Raw genomic sequence first — 20024 nt, forward strand, 5'->3', positions numbered from 1 at the left:
ACTTAACTAGGTGAATTATGTACAACGCAAAGGTAAAAAATTATCAAAAAGAAGCACTGAAAACTCGATTGGCGGGCGCGGACCGGTACGAGGTCATTCAGATGCTTTTTGCTGGCGCGATTGAAAAACTAGTTCGCGCGAAAGTCTCGATTGAAAACAAAAATTTCGAGGCGAAGGCGGAACATATATCAAAAGCTAGTTCAATCATTGAGGCCCTTAGGGGGTGTTTAGACTTTAATGCTGGTGGAGAAGTCTCCGAGAATTTATACTCATTATATAGTTACATGTTAAATCGATTATTAGATGCTAGCGTTAATAACGACCCTGACATTGTCGATGAGGTAAGTAATCTATTAAAAGAGATTAAATCTGGGTGGGATGCTATCCCTATTGAGGTGAGAGAACAAATTTTATATAGCGACTCGAGTACTAACAATGCTGGATAAGAGTCAGGCTTTGTTAGAGTTGCTCCAAAATTTTGAGAGTGCGTTGTCTAGCAAAAATATTGGGCTCGCGCAGTCTATTTTTGATAAGATTGATGCGCTTCTAAAAGCGTTAACAAGCGAAGAACTGGAAAGTTGTCAGCATCAGTTAGTCGACCTTCAGAGTCGGTTGATAGAGTGTATGCAATTTGTTAATGAACAAAAAAATGAAGCAAAAGCTGAGATTATTGGTCTGCAAGGTAAAAAATCTAAGGTTGATAAATACAGTAAAGTAAAAGGGTGCATGCCCTAATACCTGCGTTTTCGCAGCGATTAAATAGGATATTTGAGCAATGAAGTATAAAGTTGCAATAATATATCGAAGTGTAAAAGTTGAGTAGTTGTAAATATGGATAATATCGAAAATCTCTTGGGCCAAGCCGAAAGTGCATTAGCAAGTCTTAAAGCGCAAAGTGAAAGAGAAGGTGAGTTTGCTGTAGAGGCTAATCTACGATTTGGAAAAAATATTCTAGCTTTCCAGAAGTACTTCCCTGATATTTTTGATATTTTGGTAGAGTTTACCCCTCGAGAAAATTTTTGTTTACATGTAACTTCTACTGGTGCTGCTAATTTCTATCCTAAAGGAACTGAAGTCCCGCTCTATAGTGATGATCCGGTTTTACAAGCAAATGAGCAAGTCAATAGAAATATTGCTTCACCCAACTTTAGCCGAACAGATTATTTTTCTGCTCCAAATACTCTTAAAGAAGATAAGCGACTACATATAAAATATGTTAAAAAGCTCGCTGACATACTATGCCAAGTGCAAGCTGATCGTTTGGAAATCCTCACATCTCTGCCAAAAACATACCCTACTTGTATGATGTTTGGAGTAGGCTTGGGCTACCACATCGAATCGCTACTTGATAAATGTCAATTTGATTATATGTATGTATGCGAGCCAGATATTGAGCTCTTTTTTGCAAGCCTTTTCTGTATCGACTGGAGTGCTGTGATTGAGAAAATTGATCAACAGGGTGGGTGTCTATTTCTCAATGTAGGCAGTACTTATACGGAGTTTTTTGAAGATATTCGATTAATTGCTGAAAAGGTTGGTGCCAACTCTATCATCAATAGCTTTTGTTATCAGCATTACCCTTCTAAAGAACTGAACTTGAGCATTAAAGGTTTTTTTAAAAACTACTATCAGCTTCATCAAGGGTTTGGCTTTTATAATGATGCAATTACCGGCCTTGCGCATGGAATTATTAATTCGCAAAATAAGTTCCCTTATTTGTTTGCGTCACCAGAAAAGCGGCAAGTGCTAAAGGATAAGTCTGTGTTTGTTGTGGCTAACGGCCCTTCGCTAGACGAGTCTATAGAATTCATAAAGCAAAACAAAGATGATGCCATTATTATTGCTGCGGGTACGGCACTATATAGCCTTCAAAACGCTGGAATAGTACCTGATTTTCATGTGTTAGTTGAGCGCACCAAAGGAACATATGATGCACAAGTTGATTTTCTAAATGAAGGAGAGGATTACTCCAATCTTAACCTGTTGGCGGTTGACGTTATGTATCCAGACGTATTGAAAATGTATAAATGGGCGGGGCTGGGGAGAAAAGGCCCTGAAGCCGCTAGCGTATTTTTGGCTGTGCAGTCATTAAAAGAGTTTGGTTATGCATCTACAGAGCTACCATTTTGTGCTCCTCTAGTCGCCAATACCGCTTTAGCTTATGCAGCAGCATTTGGTTTTGGTGAGATATACATGTTTGGTATTGATAATGGTTACCATACAAATAACAAAACACATTCTTCGTTAAGTGTTTATAATGACAAACGCCTGATTAAGTTAGGTTATAAAGCACCCGTAGGGGCAACTATTGAGCTACCTGGTAACACAGGAGAAATAGTTATGGCAACCAACCTAATGGTCATATCTCATATCATGCAGGAAAAGTTGATAGCTCTGTTTCCTGGGATTGATTTTTATAACGTTGGTAGTGGGGCAAAAGTCGCAGGAGCACATACACTTTTGACTGACGAACTGTTCTTGTTAAATAAAACAGAAAATAAAGGTGAACTAGTTGAAGCAATAAAAGCAAGCTTTTTTCAAGAGATTACTGTTGTTCCAAGTGAGGAAACGCTTGGTTGGCAAAGCTTTGCAGAGCTTTGTGATTATTTAATAGAAATTGGGAATAGACCTTATGAAAACCGTGATGAAGCTCATAAGTTGCTACGTGCTCAACAAAACGTTTTGCTCGCATATAAAGATAACCAATATGCACACTTCTTCCATCTAATTAAAGGTACAATGCTATACTTCCACTGCCCGATGATGACCATGCTCTATTACTATGAGCAGGAAGATAAGTCATTGGAGTGGTTTGATAAGACTCTAAAGGTTTGGCAGGAGTTCATCAAAGCAGCGAAAGTAGATTTTGAAGCGAATTGGAATACTAAATGTACTTGGAGTGAGTTCTACCAAGATGAATAATAATGAAGGTTCTTTAGGCTTGTTTGGCAGAACATTACCGCTCTTTTATGAAGATCTAAAAACCCATGATGATGAGTTGTCAAGAATAGTTAGTAATTCACGTTTCTTGATATTGGGAGGCGCGGGTTCCATAGGTCAAGCCGTTGTAAAGGAGCTGTTTAAGCGTGGTTCTAAAGTATTACACGTAGTAGATATTAGTGAGAATAACCTAGTTGAGCTAGTTAGAGATTTACGAAGTAGTTTTGGTTACATCGTAAGTGACTTTAAAACCTTTGCTTTAGATATTGGTTCATTAGAATATGATGCTTTTATTAACTCGGGCAATGGCTATGACTATGTTTTAAACTTATCAGCATTAAAGCATGTACGTAGTGAAGAGGACGCTTTTACTCTAATGCGTATGCTTGATGTGAATATTTTCAATACTATAAAATCCCTCGAGCAGTCAATAGCGTTTGGTGCTAAAAAGTATTTCTGTGTATCAACAGATAAAGCTGCAAACCCTGTCAACTTAATGGGGGCGTCGAAGCGGGTTATGGAGATGTTCTTAACCGACTTTCACAAGGAACTACCTATTTCGACGGCTAGATTTGCGAATGTCGCTTTTTCTGACGGCTCTCTTTTGCATAGTTTCAAACAACGCCTCTTTAAATCCCAACCTATTGTCGCACCTAATGATATTCAACGCTACTTTGTCACGCCAGAAGAGTCTGCAACCCTGTGTTTAATGTCGTGTATATTCGGCCAGACAGGCGATATCTTCTTTCCTAAATTGAACGCTGAAAGTCACTTAGCAAAGTTTTCAGATATAGCTGAGAAGTTTCTACTCTCTCAGGGGTATACACCCTACCTATGTGAAACTGAAGACGAAGCTAGAGAGCTTGCGAGAGTATTACCTGCGAAAGGTTTTTGGCCATGTTTATTTAGCGGAAGTACTACGACCGGTGAAAAAGCTATCGAAGAGTTTTACACAGTAGGTGAGATTTTAGATATGACATTGTTTAATGACATCGGAGTCGTTAAATCAAATTTATCAGTGACTTCTCATGAGTTAGTTGCTTTTAAACAAACGATAAAAGGTTTACAAGCTCGAGGTATATGGAAAAAGTCAGATATTGTTAATGCTGTTGTTAAATTACTACCCCAGTTCCAACATAAAGAAACCGGCCTATATTTAGATGGAAAGATGTAATGACTGACTTTGTCAGAGACATTGTTGGGTTCATTCGTGAATATCACAAAACGAACGAGTTTATTCCTCTCCATGCTCCGAAGTTTATTGGCAACGAAAAACACTATGTATGTGAGACACTTGAGTCTACGTTTGTATCTAGTGTTGGGATGTTTGTTACTAGATTCGAAGATGAGCTGAAAATGTTTACGAAAGCGCCAGCTGTTTCAGCAACGGTAAACGGCAGTTCTGCTTTATATATCTCACTTTATATGGCAGGAGTTAGACAAAGTGATCTTGTGATCACTCAACCTATGACCTTTGTAGCAACCTGCAATGCTATTTCGCAATTGGGTGCATCGCCTATATTTGTAGACATTGATGATGAAAGTCTTGGGTTATCACCCCTTGCATTAGAGGCTTATTTATCTGATTCAGCATATTTAGATGATGCAGGAGTATGCAGAGACAAGTCTACTAATAGAGTAATTAAAGCAGTGTTACCAATGCATACGTTTGGCCATCCGGTGAAATTGAAAGAACTTATAACTGTGTGTGAAAAGTGGCATTTACTTTTAATTGAGGATGCAGCGGAGAGTTTAGGTTCTTTGTATAAAGGGCAACATACAGGTACTTTTGGTTTTTTGTCAGCGCTTAGCTTTAATGGTAATAAAACTATAACGACAGGTGGAGGAGGTGCTGTAATCGCTTCTTCAGAGTTGCTTGGAGAGAAAGTTAAGCATTTAACGTCAACCGCAAAAGTCCCTCATGATTATGAATATTATCATGATGAGTTGGGGTTTAACTTTCGTATGCCGAACATAAACGCTGCTCTAGGCTGTGGTCAATTAGAATACTTGGACAAAATTATTTTAGAAAAACGAAATCTTGCTCGGTTGTATCAGGAGTTTTTCAAAAGTAGTGAATTATCCTTCGTCAGTGAACCTGATTATGCCACGTCAAATTATTGGCTTAATGCAGTAATTGCCCCTAGTCCAGAGGCGAGGGATGTTTACATCAATGCACTGAGTGATAAGGGGATTATGACCCGTCCTGTATGGAGGTTAATGAATACGTTGCCAATGTTCTCAAATTGTTTGAAAGGGGACCTTGCCAGAGCAGAGTACTTTCAAAAAAGAATCATTAACATACCAAGCACACCTAATTTAGTGATCAAATAAGTATGAAAAAAATTGCAGTGTTAACAACCTCTAGAGCAGAGTTTGGTCTACTTTATGACGTTATCTGCAAAATTGAGGAATGCCAATCTTTATCTCTACAGTTAGTTGTTTCAGGAAGTCATTTAGCTGATGAGCATGGAACTACGATAAATGAAATTATCGATTTGGGTTTATCCATATCTGCACAGCTACCAATCTTGGCTGGGAGTAGTCAGCGTGACAATGTAAACACTATTGCAAAAGCTGCTAGTGGTTTTTCAGATATTTTGGAAGAGCTCAGACCTCACTTGCTTATAATCATGGGTGACAGGTTTGAACTACTTGGTTTTGCTAATGCGGCACTGATACATCATATCCCAATTGCACACTTTTCTGGGGGAGAGGTTACAACAGGTGCTATAGACGATAGCATTAGACACGCTCTAACAAAAATGTCCTATCTACACTTTACATCAAATTATGAGCATGAACAGCGCGTAATTAGAATGGGTGAGTGCCCTACACGTGTGTTTAATGTTGGTGAACCAGGCTTAACTAAGCTATATCAAAGACCTAAATTTTCGCTTGTAGAGCTAAATAAGAGTTTAAGTAGCACATTCCAAAAAAATCAGTTTTTTTTATTTACATATCATCCAGTTACTACTCAAGGGTTATCTGAAAATGAACATGCTATTGAGTTGATCCTCAAGGCAATAGATAAGTTTTCAGAGTTTCAAGTGCTTATTACTTATCCAAATGCGGACTATGGATACGATGTAATTCTAAAGACGCTGATTAGTTATGCTGAAAACAAGCCAGAGCGAGTTGTATTGGTTCCTTCTTTAGGGTTTGAGCTTTATCATACCGCGCTTTATCACTGTGCATTAGTATTAGGGAACTCCTCAAGTGCCTTGATCGAAGCTCCTTCTCTGAAAAAGCCATCTATAAACATAGGAACTAGACAAGATGGAAGGCTCTGTGCAGCGAGTGTCTTACATTGTAGCGAGGAATCGGTTGTGGAAGCTATTGAAGAAGCATTAAGTGAAGAGTTTTTGACAATATGTGCTTCGGCGGAAAATCCGTATGGAGATCCTGAATCTCTAACCAAAATAATGAGAGTGCTCAAACGGTTTAAACCAATTAGCACAGTTAAAAAGGTGTTTTATGATAAAGCCTAATAGAGTTACAGTTATTGCAGAAATAGGTGTAAATCATAATGGGGATATATCACTTGCAAAGAAGCTAATCGATGTTGCCGTAGAAGCTGGAGCTGACGTGGCTAAATTTCAAAGTTTTGTTACAGAGGAAGAGCTTGTTGTTGATACTCCTAAAGCGGGATATCAAAAAAAAACGACGGATGGGGACGAGTCACAATTTGACATGATTAAACGACTAGAGCTGTCAAGGCAAGATCATGAAGAGCTTTTGAGCTACTGCCAATGCAAGAATATTACTTTTATGTCTTCCGCTTTTGATTTGGTGAGCATCGACTTACTAATTGAGTTAGGAATGACAACTTTTAAAATTCCGTCAGGTGAGATAACAAATACTCCTTATTTAAGAAAAATAGGCCACCGAAATGCAAATGTAATACTGTCAACAGGCATGGCTGACTTACGCGAAGTTGAGTTTGCTTTCAATACTTTGGTTAAGTCTGGTACAGAAAAAGAAAACATAACTATTCTGCATTGCACTTCAGAGTACCCGGCCTCTATGGAGAGTGTTAACCTCTTAGCTATGTCAGAGCTTGGTGATAACTTTGGTACAGAGTACGGGTACTCAGATCATACCCAAGGTGCTGAGGTAGCTATTGCTGCCGTTGCTCTAGGAGCTTCAGTAATAGAAAAACACATAACGTTAGATAAAAAAATGGCAGGTCCAGATCATGAGGCTTCAATGGAGCCAAAAGAATTTATTGCTATGGTTAAAGCCATCAGAAATATCGAAACGGCCCTAGGAAGTAAGGTAAAAACTTTATCGAGCGTGGAGTTGGAAAACAAAAGAGTTGTTAGAAAGCGCATCGTTGCTAAGTGTGAGATCAAGCGTGGGGATGTATTTTCCATGTCTAACTTGACAACCAAGCGCACAAGCTCAGGAGTAGATGCCCAATTTTGGGATGAGCTTATCGGCAAAGTTGCAACAAAAAATTACTATTATGACCAGTCAATAGAGAGAGAAGAATGACGCATAAAGAGCTGAATCAATTATTTTCTTCTCTACCCAGTAACCTTCGACACCCGATGTTAAGATTTGAGTATGTTGAGGTGATGGCAAATCAATATGATAACGCACAAGCATGCTTTTTCCTCCATAGGGAGGAGGATAGTTTCTTTTACCACCCATTTTTAGTATTTAAAAGCGAGGTAGAAGGGAGAGTTATCAAAGATATTGAGTCTGCTTATGGATTTGGTGGAGCTATAAGCTCCTCTTCTGATATAGGTTTTATTGAGCGTAGTGTTAATGCTTATAGAGAGTACTGTATTAAGAATAACTTCCTAGTTGAATTTATTCGCTATAATTGTTGCTTGAAAAATAGCAAGCTCTATGATGGTCAACTCAATGAGAATAGAGATGTAGTTGTAGTTGATTTAACTCTAGAAGTAATAACCTCGCAAATTCAAGCGAGAACGAGAAGTGCTATTAGAAAAGCGAAGCGCGAAGGTATCAGAGTTATTTGGTCAAAAGATAGAGAGTATGTTGAGGCGTTTATCGAACAATATTACGAAACGATGACACGTTTGCGGGCCAACTCCGACTACTTTTTTCCTAAAAGCGTACTTCGAGAGCTTGTAAGTTTACCATTTTGTGAGCTCGCGATAGCTACTTTTAACGGACAAGTAATTGCTGGAGCAAGTTTTTTTATTGATGGTGATTATATGGAGTACCACCTTTCTGCAAATAATCAATATGGGCAAAAATTAAATGCAACTAAATTGATTATTGAACAAGCGATGCTAAAAGGTAAAGAATACGGAGCCAAGTATTTGCATTTGGGAGGTGGATACACCACTTCAAATGATGATCCACTTTTACGTTTCAAAATGCTTTTCAGCAAGAATCAAGAAAAGTATGTGGTTGGCCATAAAGTACTCGATACAGAACGTTATCAATCACTTAAAAAAATATGCATAAAGCCTGGTATTAATCTTGCTAAAACAAACCGAGTGATTTTTTATCGCTAATATGTATTGACGCTAACTGCTTATATAGGAAAGGGCTATGAGCTGGGATCCAATTTGGGAAAAAATATATAGTGAGAGAAGCTGGGGAAAATACCCGGATACAGACGTAGTTCGCTTCGTTGCTCGTAATTTTTATAATGTAGAGAATAGAGGGGAAGTAAAGCTCCTAGAGATGGGGTGTGGCCCAGGTGCTCAGTTGTGTTTTATGGCGCGTGAAGGGTTTCATGTGACAGGCGTTGAAGGTTCAAAAACAGCTGTTCGTATTGCAAATGAAAGGCTTGATGCTGAGGTTCCTAGTTGGCAAGGAGAGGTTGTTGAAGGTGATGTTATAAGCTTAGCTTACGGAGATGAATATTTTGACGCGGTTTTAGATATTGGGGTCACACCTACAACGAGCTTTGAAGTTGCCCAAAAAATATTTAGTGAAGCCAGCCGAGTATTAAAGGTTGGTGGTCTCTTATACAGCCGATGTTTGGCTAAAGGCTGCTGGGGAGATAATACAGGTGAAGAAGTTGCAAAAAACACCTATTTGGTTTCTGAAGGGCCAATGGTTAACCAAGGGGCAATCCGCTTTACTGATAAGTCAGAAATACAGTCTTTATTGCCTATTGACTTAGAATTAATATCTATTGAAGTAATGAGCTATGGAATGGAAGATAAGCCAGTTAAACAATGGATGATAACTGCCAAAAAATTAGGAAGTTAAAATGTCTTGGGATAAAACTTGGGAAGACATATTTAAATCACAGGCTTGGGGGAAATATCCTGGGGAAGATATTGTCCGGTTTATCGCTAGAAATTATTACAAGTGCGAGGATCGCTGTGCAGTAAAATTACTTGAAATTGGTTGTGGTCCGGGTGCAAATATATGGTTTATGGCACGAGAGGGCTTTAATGTCACTGGTATTGATGGTTCCAAAACAGCTATAGCTCAAGCTAAAGCCCGACTTGATCATGAGGTTCCTGATTGGCAAGGCCACCTTGATATTGGGGATATGATTAAACTACCTTATAGTGACAAACAATTTGATTGTGTGCTGGATATTGAGGCAAGCTCAACAAACTCGTTTGAAAATACACAAAAAATTTATCAAGAAGCTGCAAGAGTGTTGAAGCCTAATGGGCTCCTATATATAAGAACGTTTGCTACGGGAACTTGGGGAGACAAAACTGGTGAGCAGTTGGCACATAACACTTATATACCACAAGAAGGACCTATGGCGGCTAAAGGTTTGACTAGATTTACCGATGAAGAAGATATAGTAAAACTGTTGCCAACTGATATGAAGTTGAGAAATGTCGATTTGCTTCAGTGGGGGCGCGGTGTTGAGGTCATTAAGGAGTGGATGATTATTGCACAGAAAGAGGCATAGTTTGGAGTAATTATATGGGCGATATTTGGAAAGCAACTCAATTAAGCGCTTCTGCGTTTATGAAGGATGCGATAAAAATCTTAAATAATTCACCAATTAAGCTGGTTACTGTGGTTGAGAAGGGACGGCTGCTTGGAGTGATAACTGATGGTGACATTCGAAGGGCTATATTGGATTTCAAATCCCTAGAAACACCATTGACAGAAATCATGTGTCGTGAGCCGATAACTGCAAATGAGTTTGATAGCAAAGCATTTGTGATGTCATTATTAGAAAAAAATAAGCTCCAACAGATACCTATTGTAGATAAAAATAGGGAACTTAAAAACATCATTACAAAGGATGGTTTGTTAAAAAAATGCGAAATCCCAAACACTGTGTTTTTAATGGCGGGTGGGTTTGGTACTCGTTTAAAGCCATTGACCCAAAGTTGTCCTAAGCCTTTATTGAGAGTTGGGAAAAAGCCGATATTGGAGACCATTCTAGATAGCTTTTGCCTGCATGGTTTCAAGAATTTTTTTATTTCCGTTCATTATAAGGCTGACATGATAAAAGATCACTTTTCTAATGGTATTAAGTATGGTGTCGATATTGATTATGTGGAGGAAAAAGAGCCGTTAGGAACTGCAGGCGCACTGAGCTTACTACCTGAGCAGGTCGTCCCTGTTGTGATGATGAATGGAGATCTTTTGACAAAAGTTGACTTCTCTGAGCTATTGGCCTATCACCAAGAGGAGGGAGCGGCGATAACCATGTGTGTTAGAGAGCACGAATATCAAATTCCCTATGGTGTGATTAAATCTGAAAATAATGAAGTTGTTCGAATAGTTGAAAAGCCAACAGAAAAGTACTTTGTAAATGCAGGAGTATATGTTGTCTCTCCGAGTGTCATCAATCGCCTTAATTACGGAGAGCGTCTAGATATGCCAGATTTGATTAACTCTTGCTTACAAAGTAATGAAAAAATTTCTATGTTTCCGATACATGAATACTGGTTAGATATTGGGCGTATGTCTGACTTTGAACGTGCGCAATCAGATATTATTAACTTTTTTTAAATATGAAATATGACATTCTCGTCTCAGGGTACGGTGCAATAGCACAACGCCACATTAATAACCTAAATAACTTGGGAATAATTAAATCTCTTACAATAGTAAAAAAAGTTATGCTCGAAGACCAACCTAATTATAAGTTCCCTGTCGCTATTTATACTGATTTTAAACAGGCAATTAATGAAAGACATTTTGATATAGCAATCATTGCTTCTCCAGCCAGCGCACATTCAGACCAGCTACATCAACTAAGCAACTTAAAGATTGGCTGTTTGGTTGAAAAACCGATCACTTTGAATGGTCATCAAGCTCAAGAGTTATATCAGTTTACTAGGTTAAAGAATATGAACTGTATAATTGGCTACGATTTGATTTATACCAAAGGGTTTACTGAGGTAAGTCGCATATTACATTCTGAATGTTTGGGAAAAATTTGGCACATTAATATCTCAGTTGGTCAATTTTTACCGGACTGGCGGCCGAGTAAAAATTATAAAACTACGGTATCGGCAGTTAAGGCGTTAGGTGGCGGAGCTTTAAGAGAGTTAAGCCATGAGCTAGATTACTTACTGGCATTATTTAACGTATCAAATATTGAATTTTCAGCCCAGTTAGTTAGACATTCTATCTTGGCAATGGACTGTGAAAATGAGGCTAATATTTTTGGCGGCTTATCATTGCGAAGCCAAGCTGAGAAGGTTAGCTTTTCAATTCATCTTGATATGCTAAAACGCTTTCCAAGTAGGTATCTGTATATTGAAGGCGCAAAAGGGTCATTGACATGGGATTTAATAAGGCAAAAGGTTACTTATAACTCATGTGGAGAAGAGTTGAAAGAAATTGATGTTCGAGAGGATAGCAATCAACCATATGTGAAACTAATACAAACTCTGATATCGCAAAGTGCTAATTCTGTCACTAGTAAGCAAGCCCTGCTCAGGTCTGTTCAGGTTATGAGTTGGATTGATTCTATAGAAGAAGCTGCAAGCAATAAATGTCAAGTATCGTTTAGTTTGAGGGAATTTAATGGATAAAGTTATTGCGTTTACTTTTGCACGTGCGGGTTCAAAGGGTGTACCTAATAAAAATATTAGGCTTTTACATGGAAAGCCTTTACTTCAATACGCCATAGAGTCAGCTCATGCGTGCCAATTAATCGATAAACATTATGTGTCAACTGATGGAGACGCTATAAAGGACATAGCTAAAAGTTTAGGGTGCGAAATCATCCATCGGCCAGAGTCGCTAGCATCGGATTCTGCTAGTGAGTGGCTTGCATGGCAACATGCTGTTCAATATCTTGTTGCGCGGGGAGAAATGTCGAAGAGTGATATTTTCGTTAGTGTACCTTGTACCTCTCCACTAAGAACTTCAGCTGATATCTCTTCTGCAATAGAAGCATTTTTGACCAATACCTGTGATTTGGCTTTAGGCATAACTGAAGCTGATCATAGCCCTTATTTTAATATGGTTAAAATGGACTCTGAAGGAGTAATAGAAACAATTTGTGGTGATGAAACTTTCACACGTAGGCAAGAAGTCCCAGTATCATGGAACATCACAACCATGGTATATGTGACTACTGCTGAATATATTTTACGAGAAAACGGTGTTATGGACGGTAGAATTCTGGGAGTAAAAATGCCGAAATTAAGAGCTATTGATATTGATACTGAGATCGATTTTGAGTATGCAGAATTTTTATTAAATCGATAAGCCGGAGAGTGAAATTATGAGAAGTATTTCTGAATTACAGAGCTTAGCTGATTTTTGGGGTATTATCACAGGTGGTGGGGGGCATGTAGGGCAAGCCGCGGCGGCGGCATTAATGGAGCTTGGTGCAAATGTTGTGCTTTGGGATAGAAGCAAAGCCGCTCTAGATATAGCCTCTGCCAATTTAGCTGAGTACAAGAACCAATTATATACAATCTGCTGTGACTTGGCTATAGAAGAAGATATTGTAAAGGGAGTTGAACAGTATCGGGAAATATCATCGGGTAGATTAAACTTTTTGATTAATAATGCGGCTTTTGTTGGCACCGATAATTTAACTGGGTGGGCGGTACCTTTTGAACAGCAAAGTTATGATACTTTTTCAAAATGCATTGACGTGAATTTAGCAGCACCGTTTTTATTGACAAAGTTGTGTATGCCCCTGTTTGAGATAACTTCAACAGGTTGTCGAAGTGTTGTAAATATTTCTTCTATCTATGGAGTGGTTGGACCGCAAATGGCTATGTATGAGGGAACAAATTTAGGTAACCCCGCAGCCTATGCGACTAGTAAAGCTGGATTAATGCAGTTCACAACTTGGCTTAGCAGTGTTGGTGCACCAAATATAAGGGCTAATAATATCGTTTTAGGTGGTATTTATCGTAATCAAGATGAAGCATTTGTAGAGAAGTATATCCAACGAGTTCCATTGAGGAGAATGGCAACAGAAGAAGATATAAAAGGCGCAGTTATCTTTCTGTGTAGTGGGTTATCGAATTATATGACGGGGCAGTCAATAGTTTTAGATGGTGGTTGGACAGCAATCTGACGTATAAACTTTGAGAAGGTGCTACACTTATTGAGTAGGGTACTTAATGGTGCATCATTATGAAAATCGAAAATCCACATTTGTCTTTATTTAATCAGATATCAGAAAAGAACAAGACATTGTCCGAGCAACTATCAACTGGTAAGAAAGTTAATTCTGCCGCTGACGATGCTGCGGCTTTGCAGATCATTAACCGTTTGACGTCTCAACAGGACGGCTACAGTCAATCCATTCGTAACGCATATGATGGTATCTCGTATTCGCAAACCGCTGACTCGGCATTATCTGGTGTGAATGATGCGGTTTCCCGGATTAGAGAATTATCGATTCAAGCCGGTAATGGGGCGCTGACAGATAGTGACCGTCAAGCATTGCAAGAGGAAGTATCGCAGTTGCAAACGCAAATCAGCGAAACGTTTGAAAATACTACATTTGGTGGCGCACAAATTTTTGACGGTGAGTCTCGTAGTTTTCAGGTAGGTCCTGACGCTAATACCACTCAGTCGCTACAGCAGACTGATGGTGGTTTTGCCAATGCAATATTGAGTGTAGACATTTCGACGCAAGCGGGTGCCCAAGCTGCCATTGATGCGGCAGATACAGTCTCTGAAGATTTAAACAGCCAACGCGCTGGGCTTGGCGCATTTGAAAATGCGGTATCTAGTACGATTCGCTCTGCGAGTAACCAACGTGAGAACATCGCAGCGAGCCAAAGTCGAATTCAAGACACCGATTACGCGCAAGCGGTGAGCGATCAAGTCGCCAACGATATTTTATCGCAAGCGTCTATTGCTTTGCGTGGCCAAGCTAATCAGTCTGCATCATCGGTACTGGGTTTATTATAAATTAATACCAAAGTATTGATATAGAACAGCTCTAGTGGCGATTTTTTGGCGTTAATGTCAAAAAGTTGCCACTTAGGTATTGCATCCCCCTTAATCTCTCTTACAATCTAACTATTAAAGAATTTTAAGTAGATTGGTTCTCAAGCAATGGTCTTGATCTTAGATAACAACAACAAAAGAGCGATCGGATTAGGTGCGGCACTTAGTTTTGTCGGTCAAGAAAATGAAGTGCTGGCCGAAGAGCGTTATGAGCCCAAGATCCTTGATAACAATCAAGAACCAATTTTTGTGTTAGGCGCTTTGCAAAGCTTAACACACGAAGCGCTGATAAAATCTCATCCCGCCGTCCCGTTTTTATTAATAGGTGAAACGCTCAGGCCGCTACTTGCGTTACCGAATGTGATAGGGCTTGTCACCGAACCCTTTGGGCAAGAAGTCACGATGCAATTGCTACATGACTGCCAGCAATACTTACGTATGCTTCCAAACAAAGAGAACAAGCTACAAAATAAGAGCTTTGATGGTTTAGTTGGGGAAACCGAAGCGGTTAAAAACGTTCGTTTCTTGATTTCTCAAGTGGCTAAAACCGACGCCAATGTCCTTATTTTGGGGGAATCGGGAACCGGTAAGGAAGTGGTTGCACGTAACGTACACTTATTGTCTAAACGTGCGCAGGGACCATTTGTGCCAGTTAACTGTGGTGCTATCCCTGGGGAGTTGTTAGAAAGCGAGCTTTTTGGTCATGAAAAAGGCGCGTTTACTGGCGCGATTTCAGCCAGGAAAGGGCGTTTTGAACTGGCGCAAGGAGGTACGCTTTTTCTCGATGAAATCGGTGATATGCCACTGCAAATGCAGGTGAAATTGTTACGAGTTTTGCAAGAGCGCACCTATGAACGAGTAGGGGGCACAAAGCCGATTCAGGCGGATGTTCGTGTGATTGCCGCGACGCACCGTAATCTTGAAACCATGATTGAAGACGGCAAGTTTCGCGAAGACTTATTTTATAGACTCAATGTATTCCCCATTGAAAACCCCTCTTTAAATGAGCGTGCGGAAGATATTGCGCTACTGCTAAAGGAACTAACACGTAGAGTAAATGAACAAACGGGCAATTCGGTTAAGTTTACCGATAGAGCCGTAGACAGCTTAAAGTCGCACGCTTGGCCTGGGAATATTCGAGAGCTTGCAAACCTTGTGGAACGAATGGTGATTATGTTCCCAGACAAGGTTGTCGATGTGACTGATTTACCACAAAAGTATCGCTATATAGAAGTCGAAGCGTTTGAGCCTGAATATCCAGAAGAACTATTAGAAAAAGATGCGTTCAATGAGCTATTTAGCGATGGTTTTAGTGACGACGAAGAGGACATGGTCGCGGAAGATTTTGCGCCGCAAGCACCGAATGTTGGCTTACTGCCGGACGAGGGGATAGAGTTAAAAGAATATTTAGCAGAGCTTGAAATTGATTTGATCACTCAAGCTTTAGAGCGCTACGATTATGTGGTTGCTCGAGCGGCTGAAATCTTGGGCGTTCGCCGAACAACATTAGTTGAGAAGATGAAAAAGTATAATCTCAATCGTGACTGATAGTTCATCAATTACTACCTAACCTGAACTCGGGATAAGAAGTAAGTTAATCCACTAAAATCACTAAATTCAAAAGCGTAGTATCACTCTAGCTAGAAGTTATTTCTTAATACAAGGCAAATTTGTGCGTCAATAGCTGGCCTATTGCAAGCAAATTTAACGCAGTAGTAAGGGATAACAGCTGCTAGAGAACAAGTTGTTATTCCAAGTTCAGGTTACCGGCTCAACTCAGCAAGGCCGCTTAATACGCGGCCTTGTACTTTATTGTTTAAAGTTGAGTAAAATCCAAGTCTTGATAACTGGCAATAATGGTTTGTTTGCAAAAACAGTTATCGGCATGGTCGTTAACCATGCCGCAAGCTTGCATATGTGCATACACGGTGGTTGAGCCTAAAAACTTAAATCCACGTTTTTTTAAGTCCTTAGCAAATTTGTCGCTGAGTTCACTGGTGGCAACGGCATCGTGTTTGTCACGCATGGGATTGATAACAGGCTTGTAATTAACAAATTGCCACTGGTATTTTGCAAAGCTGCCAAACTCTTGCTGAATTTCAATAAATCGCTTAGCGTTGTTTATCGTTGCTGCGATTTTTGCGCGGTTTCTAATAATTCCGTCAAATGCTAATAGCCGCTCGATATCTTGCTCTGTCATCTGGCTCACTTTGTGTACATCAAAATCGTGGAATGCTTTTCTATAGCCTTCACGTTTTTTTAAAATGGTATACCAGCTTAAGCCAGCTTGTGCAGATTCCAATGTGATAAACTCAAACAAGCTCTGGTCATCCAGTACAGGTCTTCCCCATTCCTTATCATGGTACTCAACATAATCGGGTTTGCTCTCGTCCACCCAGCCGCATCGTATTGTCATTGTTGGCTCTCTTCTATCTAATTGTGAATATGAATAAGCTAAATGATTTATTACGCCAACTACTCATTGCGGCATCACATTTGGCTTTCAAAAACTCTATCACAATGCTGTATATAAAAACAGTGTCAATAAATTGATATTGTTAAGTGTTATATAACTCTATGTTTTAAAAGGAATATAAAGTTGGATCGTTTTTTGCTTTTATCCATTGAGTTTATTTTTAAGAGAGCGGAAAAATGGCATTAGCACATGTTATTAATCCACAATTTGTACCAACGACGAATCGCTACAATCCCTGTTTGCTGCAAGAAGCCTACGTCGGTGAGCTAAGCGACCTTAGGCAGCAGGCGAGTTGGTTAAGCCATCTTGTTGATACTATGCCTGCGGGTGTCGTGGTACTTGATGGTCAAGGTATGATTGCCAAGGCAAATCAAATCGCGATGGATATGTTGGGTGAACCACTCGAAGGTGAAAAGTGGTTTAGCGTTATTCAGCGTTCATTTCGACCACAGCAGGACGATGGTCATGAAGTCTCTCTTAAAGATGGCAGAAGAATTAAGTTAGATATTACCGCGCTAACACCGGAACCTGGGCAACTCATTTTGATGACAGATCTCACCGAGACGCGCCGGCTCCAAAGTCGTGTTGCGCATATGCAAAGATTAAGTGCGTTAGGAAAAATGGTTGCCTCATTGGCGCATCAAGTGCGTACGCCGTTATCGGCTGCGATGTTATATGGTGCAAATCTTGGTGCAGCTAATCTTCCTTCGGCTTCTCGAGAAAAGTTTCACGATAAGTTGATGTCTCGGTTAAAAGACTTAGAAAGCCAAGTTAATGACATGCTGTTGTTCGCTAAAAGCGGTGAACAACAAGTGGTTGAGCGAGTGTCAATGCAACAGTTATTGAGTGAAGTCAAAGCGGGTGCTGACGCTATGGTTGAGCTTAACCAAGCAAAGTTGGAAGCATTTTTACCCGAGCCAGATATCGAAATATTAGGTAATCGTACGGCGCTTGCAAGTGCGATCCAAAACCTGATCCACAACAGTATTCAAATAATTGGCAGTGCGGCACACATTGAACTTAATGCAGAGCGCGAGCCGTGTGGCGAGTATGTACGTATCTCAGTTGTTGATAATGGTCCTGGTATTGATGAAACCTTAGTCGACAAGTTGTTTGAACCATTTTTTACAACTAAGTCGCAGGGGACTGGGTTAGGACTTGCGGTGGTTAATTCGGTCGCTAACGCACACAAAGGGTTTGCACAGGCAGACAATATTGAAGGCAAGGGTGCGCGTTTTAGCTTGGTACTACCACTAATTGAGGCGGAGGAACTATGAGTAACAGAGTTTTAGTTGTTGAAGATGATGCTGGTTTAAGAGAAGCACTCATTGATACATTGCAGCTTTCAAATATCGAGTGCGTAGAAGCAAGTTGTGCGGAACAAGCCGTTTTATTGCTCAAGCAAGAAACCTTTTCTTTGGTGGTGAGTGACGTGCAAATGGGTGCCATGAGTGGGCTTGACTTGTTAAAGACCATTAAACTCAACTATCCCGAATTACCGGTATTGATGATGACAGCATACGCGACCATTGATGATGCGGTTGAAGCGATGAGATTGGGTGCCATCGACTATATGGCTAAGCCATTTGCGCCTGAAGTATTGCTCAATATGGTTGGACGTTATCTACCTGAGAAGGAAAAAGAGACAGATGGCCCCATTGTTGCCGATCCAAAGAGTATTAAACTACTTGAACTGGCTGCAAAAGTAGCTAAGTCGGATGCCAGCGTTATGGTACTTGGACCGAGCGGTTCAGGTAAAGAAGTGTTAGCTCGCTATATTCACGATAAATCCGACAGAGCAGATGATCCCTTTATCGCAATTAACTGCGCTGCAATCCCAGAAAATATGCTCGAAGCGACCCTGTTTGGTTACGAGAAGGGGGCATTTACAGGTGCCATTCAGGCGTGTCCTGGAAAATTTGAGCAAGCACAAAAGGGAACGATTTTGCTTGATGAGATCACAGAGATGGATTTGGGATTACAAGCAAAATTACTTCGCGTGTTACAAGAGCGGGAAGTAGAGCGTTTAGGCAGTAGAAAAACCATTTCACTGGACGTCAGAGTGTTGGCAACCAGTAACCGCGATTTAAAAGAAGCGGTGGATGATGGGGTATTTAGAGAAGATTTATATTATCGCCTCAATGTTTTCCCACTAGAGTGGTTGCCACTGAAGGACAGAGCGGGTGATATCGCTGTGTTAGCTGAGCATTTGTTGGTAAGACATACGCAAAAAGCAGGCAAGCCAACACCTATATTAAGCAGCGGTGCAAAGCGCAAGCTCAGTTCACACAGTTGGCCTGGAAACGTAAGAGAGCTAGACAACGTTATTCAACGTGCCCTGATTTTGTTCCAAGGTAATGAAATTCAAGAAGATGATATTTTTATCGAAAATTTCTCACCGATGGCTTTGATTGAGTCTGCACCACTTGTAAATCATGAAGCATCAGCTCTAATGGAGCGCTCTCAAGGTGAGGATGAGATCATTAGCTATAAGGATGAGTTACAGGATAAAGAACACCAAATTATTTTAGATACACTGGCAAAGTTTAATGGCAAACGTAAAGAGGTGGCGGAGGTATTGGGTATGAGTCCTCGCACACTTCGCTACAAGCTGGCAAAAATGCGAGATTTAGGGATTGCGCTACCCGCTTAACCTAAGTTAGCTGAGCTTAAAAACAATGAGTTAGCTCATTGCTTATCCAAACCTCAGGCTAAGCTTTATCTGTTAATTCAAATTTAATTAGGTGCCTATAAAGATCAGCAGATCTTAGGCGCCTAGTTTTCACTTCTATGCACTGCCAATTTTTCGACATGCTAAAAATGTTTCAACATACTGAAAATTAACGATTTTAAGTTGGCACGTTTTCTGCTTTATTACAGGTAACTAAGAGTTATTTTGAGTAAAGCATCATGAAAGTACAATCATCAGCGCTATTTCAAGAAATGCAGGCAATGGCTGCAGAAGCGACGAGAAACACACAGCCATCAGTGCAGCCGGTTAAGACGGCGGCATCTTCGTCGGCTCAGTTTGGCGATTTACTCTCAGACGCACTTAATACGGTTCATGGCTTACAACAAGAAGCGAAACAAAAAGTCACCGCTGTTGAAATGGGTGACAGAAGCGTTTCTCTTGCAGAAGCCATGATAGCGAAACAAAAATCGTCGGTCGCTTTTGAGGCAACAGTGCAAGTTCGTAATAAACTTGTAGAGGCCTATAAAGAAATCATGAGCATGCCAGTTTAATTGAGTGACTGTGGAG

The 20024-nt window shown here is 40.1% G+C and carries 20 protein-coding genes; 19 read left to right on the forward strand and 1 reads right to left on the reverse strand.

The genetic code is table 11. The features are described from left to right. Positions 1–17: 17 nt before the first annotated feature. The 16 genes from fliS to DS891_RS00810 all read left to right on the forward strand — a co-directional run bounded on the left by fliS (position 18) and on the right by DS891_RS00810 (position 15837). Positions 18–446 carry a flagellar export chaperone FliS gene (fliS, locus tag DS891_RS00735; protein WP_174168536.1) on the forward strand — a complete coding sequence of 143 codons (429 nt, stop codon included), beginning with the start codon at positions 18–20 and terminating at the stop codon, positions 444–446. Positions 447–456: 10 nt separating this feature from the next. Further along, positions 457–735, forward strand: coding sequence for a hypothetical protein (locus tag DS891_RS00740; RefSeq protein ID WP_174168537.1), 279 nt, complete (start codon positions 457–459; stop codon positions 733–735). Positions 736–831: 96 nt separating this feature from the next. After that, positions 832–2922: a 6-hydroxymethylpterin diphosphokinase MptE-like protein gene (locus DS891_RS00745; protein ID WP_174168538.1), complete on the forward strand. Its 2091-nt coding sequence runs from the start codon at positions 832–834 to the stop codon at positions 2920–2922. Then, a complete protein-coding gene (locus tag DS891_RS00750) occupies positions 2915–4114 on the forward strand; it encodes a UDP-N-acetylglucosamine 4,6-dehydratase (protein WP_174168539.1) in 1200 nt (399 codons plus the stop codon). The genes DS891_RS00745 and DS891_RS00750 overlap by 8 nt, the downstream gene beginning before the upstream one ends. Next, positions 4114–5274, forward strand: coding sequence for a LegC family aminotransferase (locus DS891_RS00755; RefSeq protein ID WP_174168540.1), 1161 nt, complete (start codon positions 4114–4116; stop codon positions 5272–5274). The genes DS891_RS00750 and DS891_RS00755 overlap by 1 nt, the downstream gene beginning before the upstream one ends. Before the next feature lie 2 nt (positions 5275–5276). Beyond that, a complete protein-coding gene (gene neuC / locus DS891_RS00760; RefSeq protein WP_174168541.1) occupies positions 5277–6431 on the forward strand; it encodes a UDP-N-acetylglucosamine 2-epimerase in 1155 nt (384 codons plus the stop codon). Further along, entirely contained in the window at positions 6418–7437 is a 1020-nt protein-coding gene (gene neuB / locus DS891_RS00765; RefSeq protein WP_174168542.1) for an N-acetylneuraminate synthase, read from the forward strand. The genes neuC and neuB overlap by 14 nt, the downstream gene beginning before the upstream one ends. Beyond that, entirely contained in the window at positions 7434–8435 is a 1002-nt protein-coding gene (locus tag DS891_RS00770; RefSeq protein WP_174168543.1) for a GNAT family N-acetyltransferase, read from the forward strand. The genes neuB and DS891_RS00770 overlap by 4 nt, the downstream gene beginning before the upstream one ends. Before the next feature lie 37 nt (positions 8436–8472). Further along, positions 8473–9141, forward strand: a complete 669-nt coding sequence (locus DS891_RS00775) for a class I SAM-dependent methyltransferase (protein ID WP_174168544.1) — start codon at positions 8473–8475, stop codon at positions 9139–9141. Position 9142: 1 nt separating this feature from the next. Next, a complete protein-coding gene (locus DS891_RS00780) occupies positions 9143–9808 on the forward strand; it encodes a bifunctional 2-polyprenyl-6-hydroxyphenol methylase/3-demethylubiquinol 3-O-methyltransferase UbiG (protein WP_174168545.1) in 666 nt (221 codons plus the stop codon). A gap of 14 nt (positions 9809–9822) precedes the next feature. Beyond that, positions 9823–10866, forward strand: a complete 1044-nt coding sequence (locus tag DS891_RS00785; RefSeq protein ID WP_174168546.1) for a nucleotidyltransferase family protein — start codon at positions 9823–9825, stop codon at positions 10864–10866. Positions 10867–10868: 2 nt separating this feature from the next. Further along, positions 10869–11897, forward strand: coding sequence for a Gfo/Idh/MocA family protein (locus tag DS891_RS00790; protein WP_174168547.1), 1029 nt, complete (start codon positions 10869–10871; stop codon positions 11895–11897). Further along, a complete protein-coding gene (locus tag DS891_RS00795) occupies positions 11890–12579 on the forward strand; it encodes an acylneuraminate cytidylyltransferase family protein (RefSeq protein ID WP_174168548.1) in 690 nt (229 codons plus the stop codon). Before DS891_RS00790 ends, DS891_RS00795 begins: the two co-directional genes overlap by 8 nt. 16 nt (positions 12580–12595) lie before the next feature. Then, complete coding sequence (locus tag DS891_RS00800) at positions 12596–13405, forward strand: SDR family oxidoreductase (protein ID WP_174168549.1); 810 nt, start codon at positions 12596–12598, stop codon at positions 13403–13405. A 59-nt stretch (positions 13406–13464) separates the two neighbouring features. Continuing rightward, positions 13465–14250, forward strand: coding sequence for a flagellin (locus DS891_RS00805; protein ID WP_174168550.1), 786 nt, complete (start codon positions 13465–13467; stop codon positions 14248–14250). 147 nt (positions 14251–14397) lie between these two features. Continuing rightward, on the forward strand, positions 14398–15837 hold the full coding sequence (locus DS891_RS00810) for a sigma-54 dependent transcriptional regulator (protein WP_174168551.1): 1440 nt from the start codon (positions 14398–14400) through the stop codon (positions 15835–15837). A gap of 268 nt (positions 15838–16105) precedes the next feature. On the opposite strand, the gene DS891_RS00815 is transcribed toward DS891_RS00810, so the two are convergent. Then, complete coding sequence (locus DS891_RS00815; protein ID WP_017218045.1) at positions 16106–16705, reverse strand: DNA-3-methyladenine glycosylase I; 600 nt, start codon at positions 16703–16705, stop codon at positions 16106–16108. Positions 16706–16941: 236 nt separating this feature from the next. On the opposite strand from DS891_RS00815, the gene DS891_RS00820 reads away from it, so the two are divergent. The 3 genes from DS891_RS00820 (at position 16942) to fliE (ending at position 20008) form a co-directional block, all read left to right on the forward strand. Next, positions 16942–18042 (forward strand): PAS domain-containing sensor histidine kinase, encoded by a 1101-nt coding sequence (locus DS891_RS00820; protein WP_174168552.1) that lies wholly within the window; start codon positions 16942–16944, stop codon positions 18040–18042. Continuing rightward, a complete protein-coding gene (locus tag DS891_RS00825; protein WP_174168553.1) occupies positions 18039–19418 on the forward strand; it encodes a sigma-54 dependent transcriptional regulator in 1380 nt (459 codons plus the stop codon). The genes DS891_RS00820 and DS891_RS00825 overlap by 4 nt, the downstream gene beginning before the upstream one ends. A gap of 257 nt (positions 19419–19675) precedes the next feature. After that, positions 19676–20008 (forward strand): flagellar hook-basal body complex protein FliE, encoded by a 333-nt coding sequence (fliE, locus tag DS891_RS00830; protein WP_010369155.1) that lies wholly within the window; start codon positions 19676–19678, stop codon positions 20006–20008. The last annotated feature ends 16 nt before the right edge of the window (positions 20009–20024 follow it).

Origin of the sequence: Pseudoalteromonas sp. JC28 (assembly GCF_013319255.1) — a bacterium.
Taxonomy (GTDB): domain Bacteria; phylum Pseudomonadota; class Gammaproteobacteria; order Enterobacterales; family Alteromonadaceae; genus Pseudoalteromonas.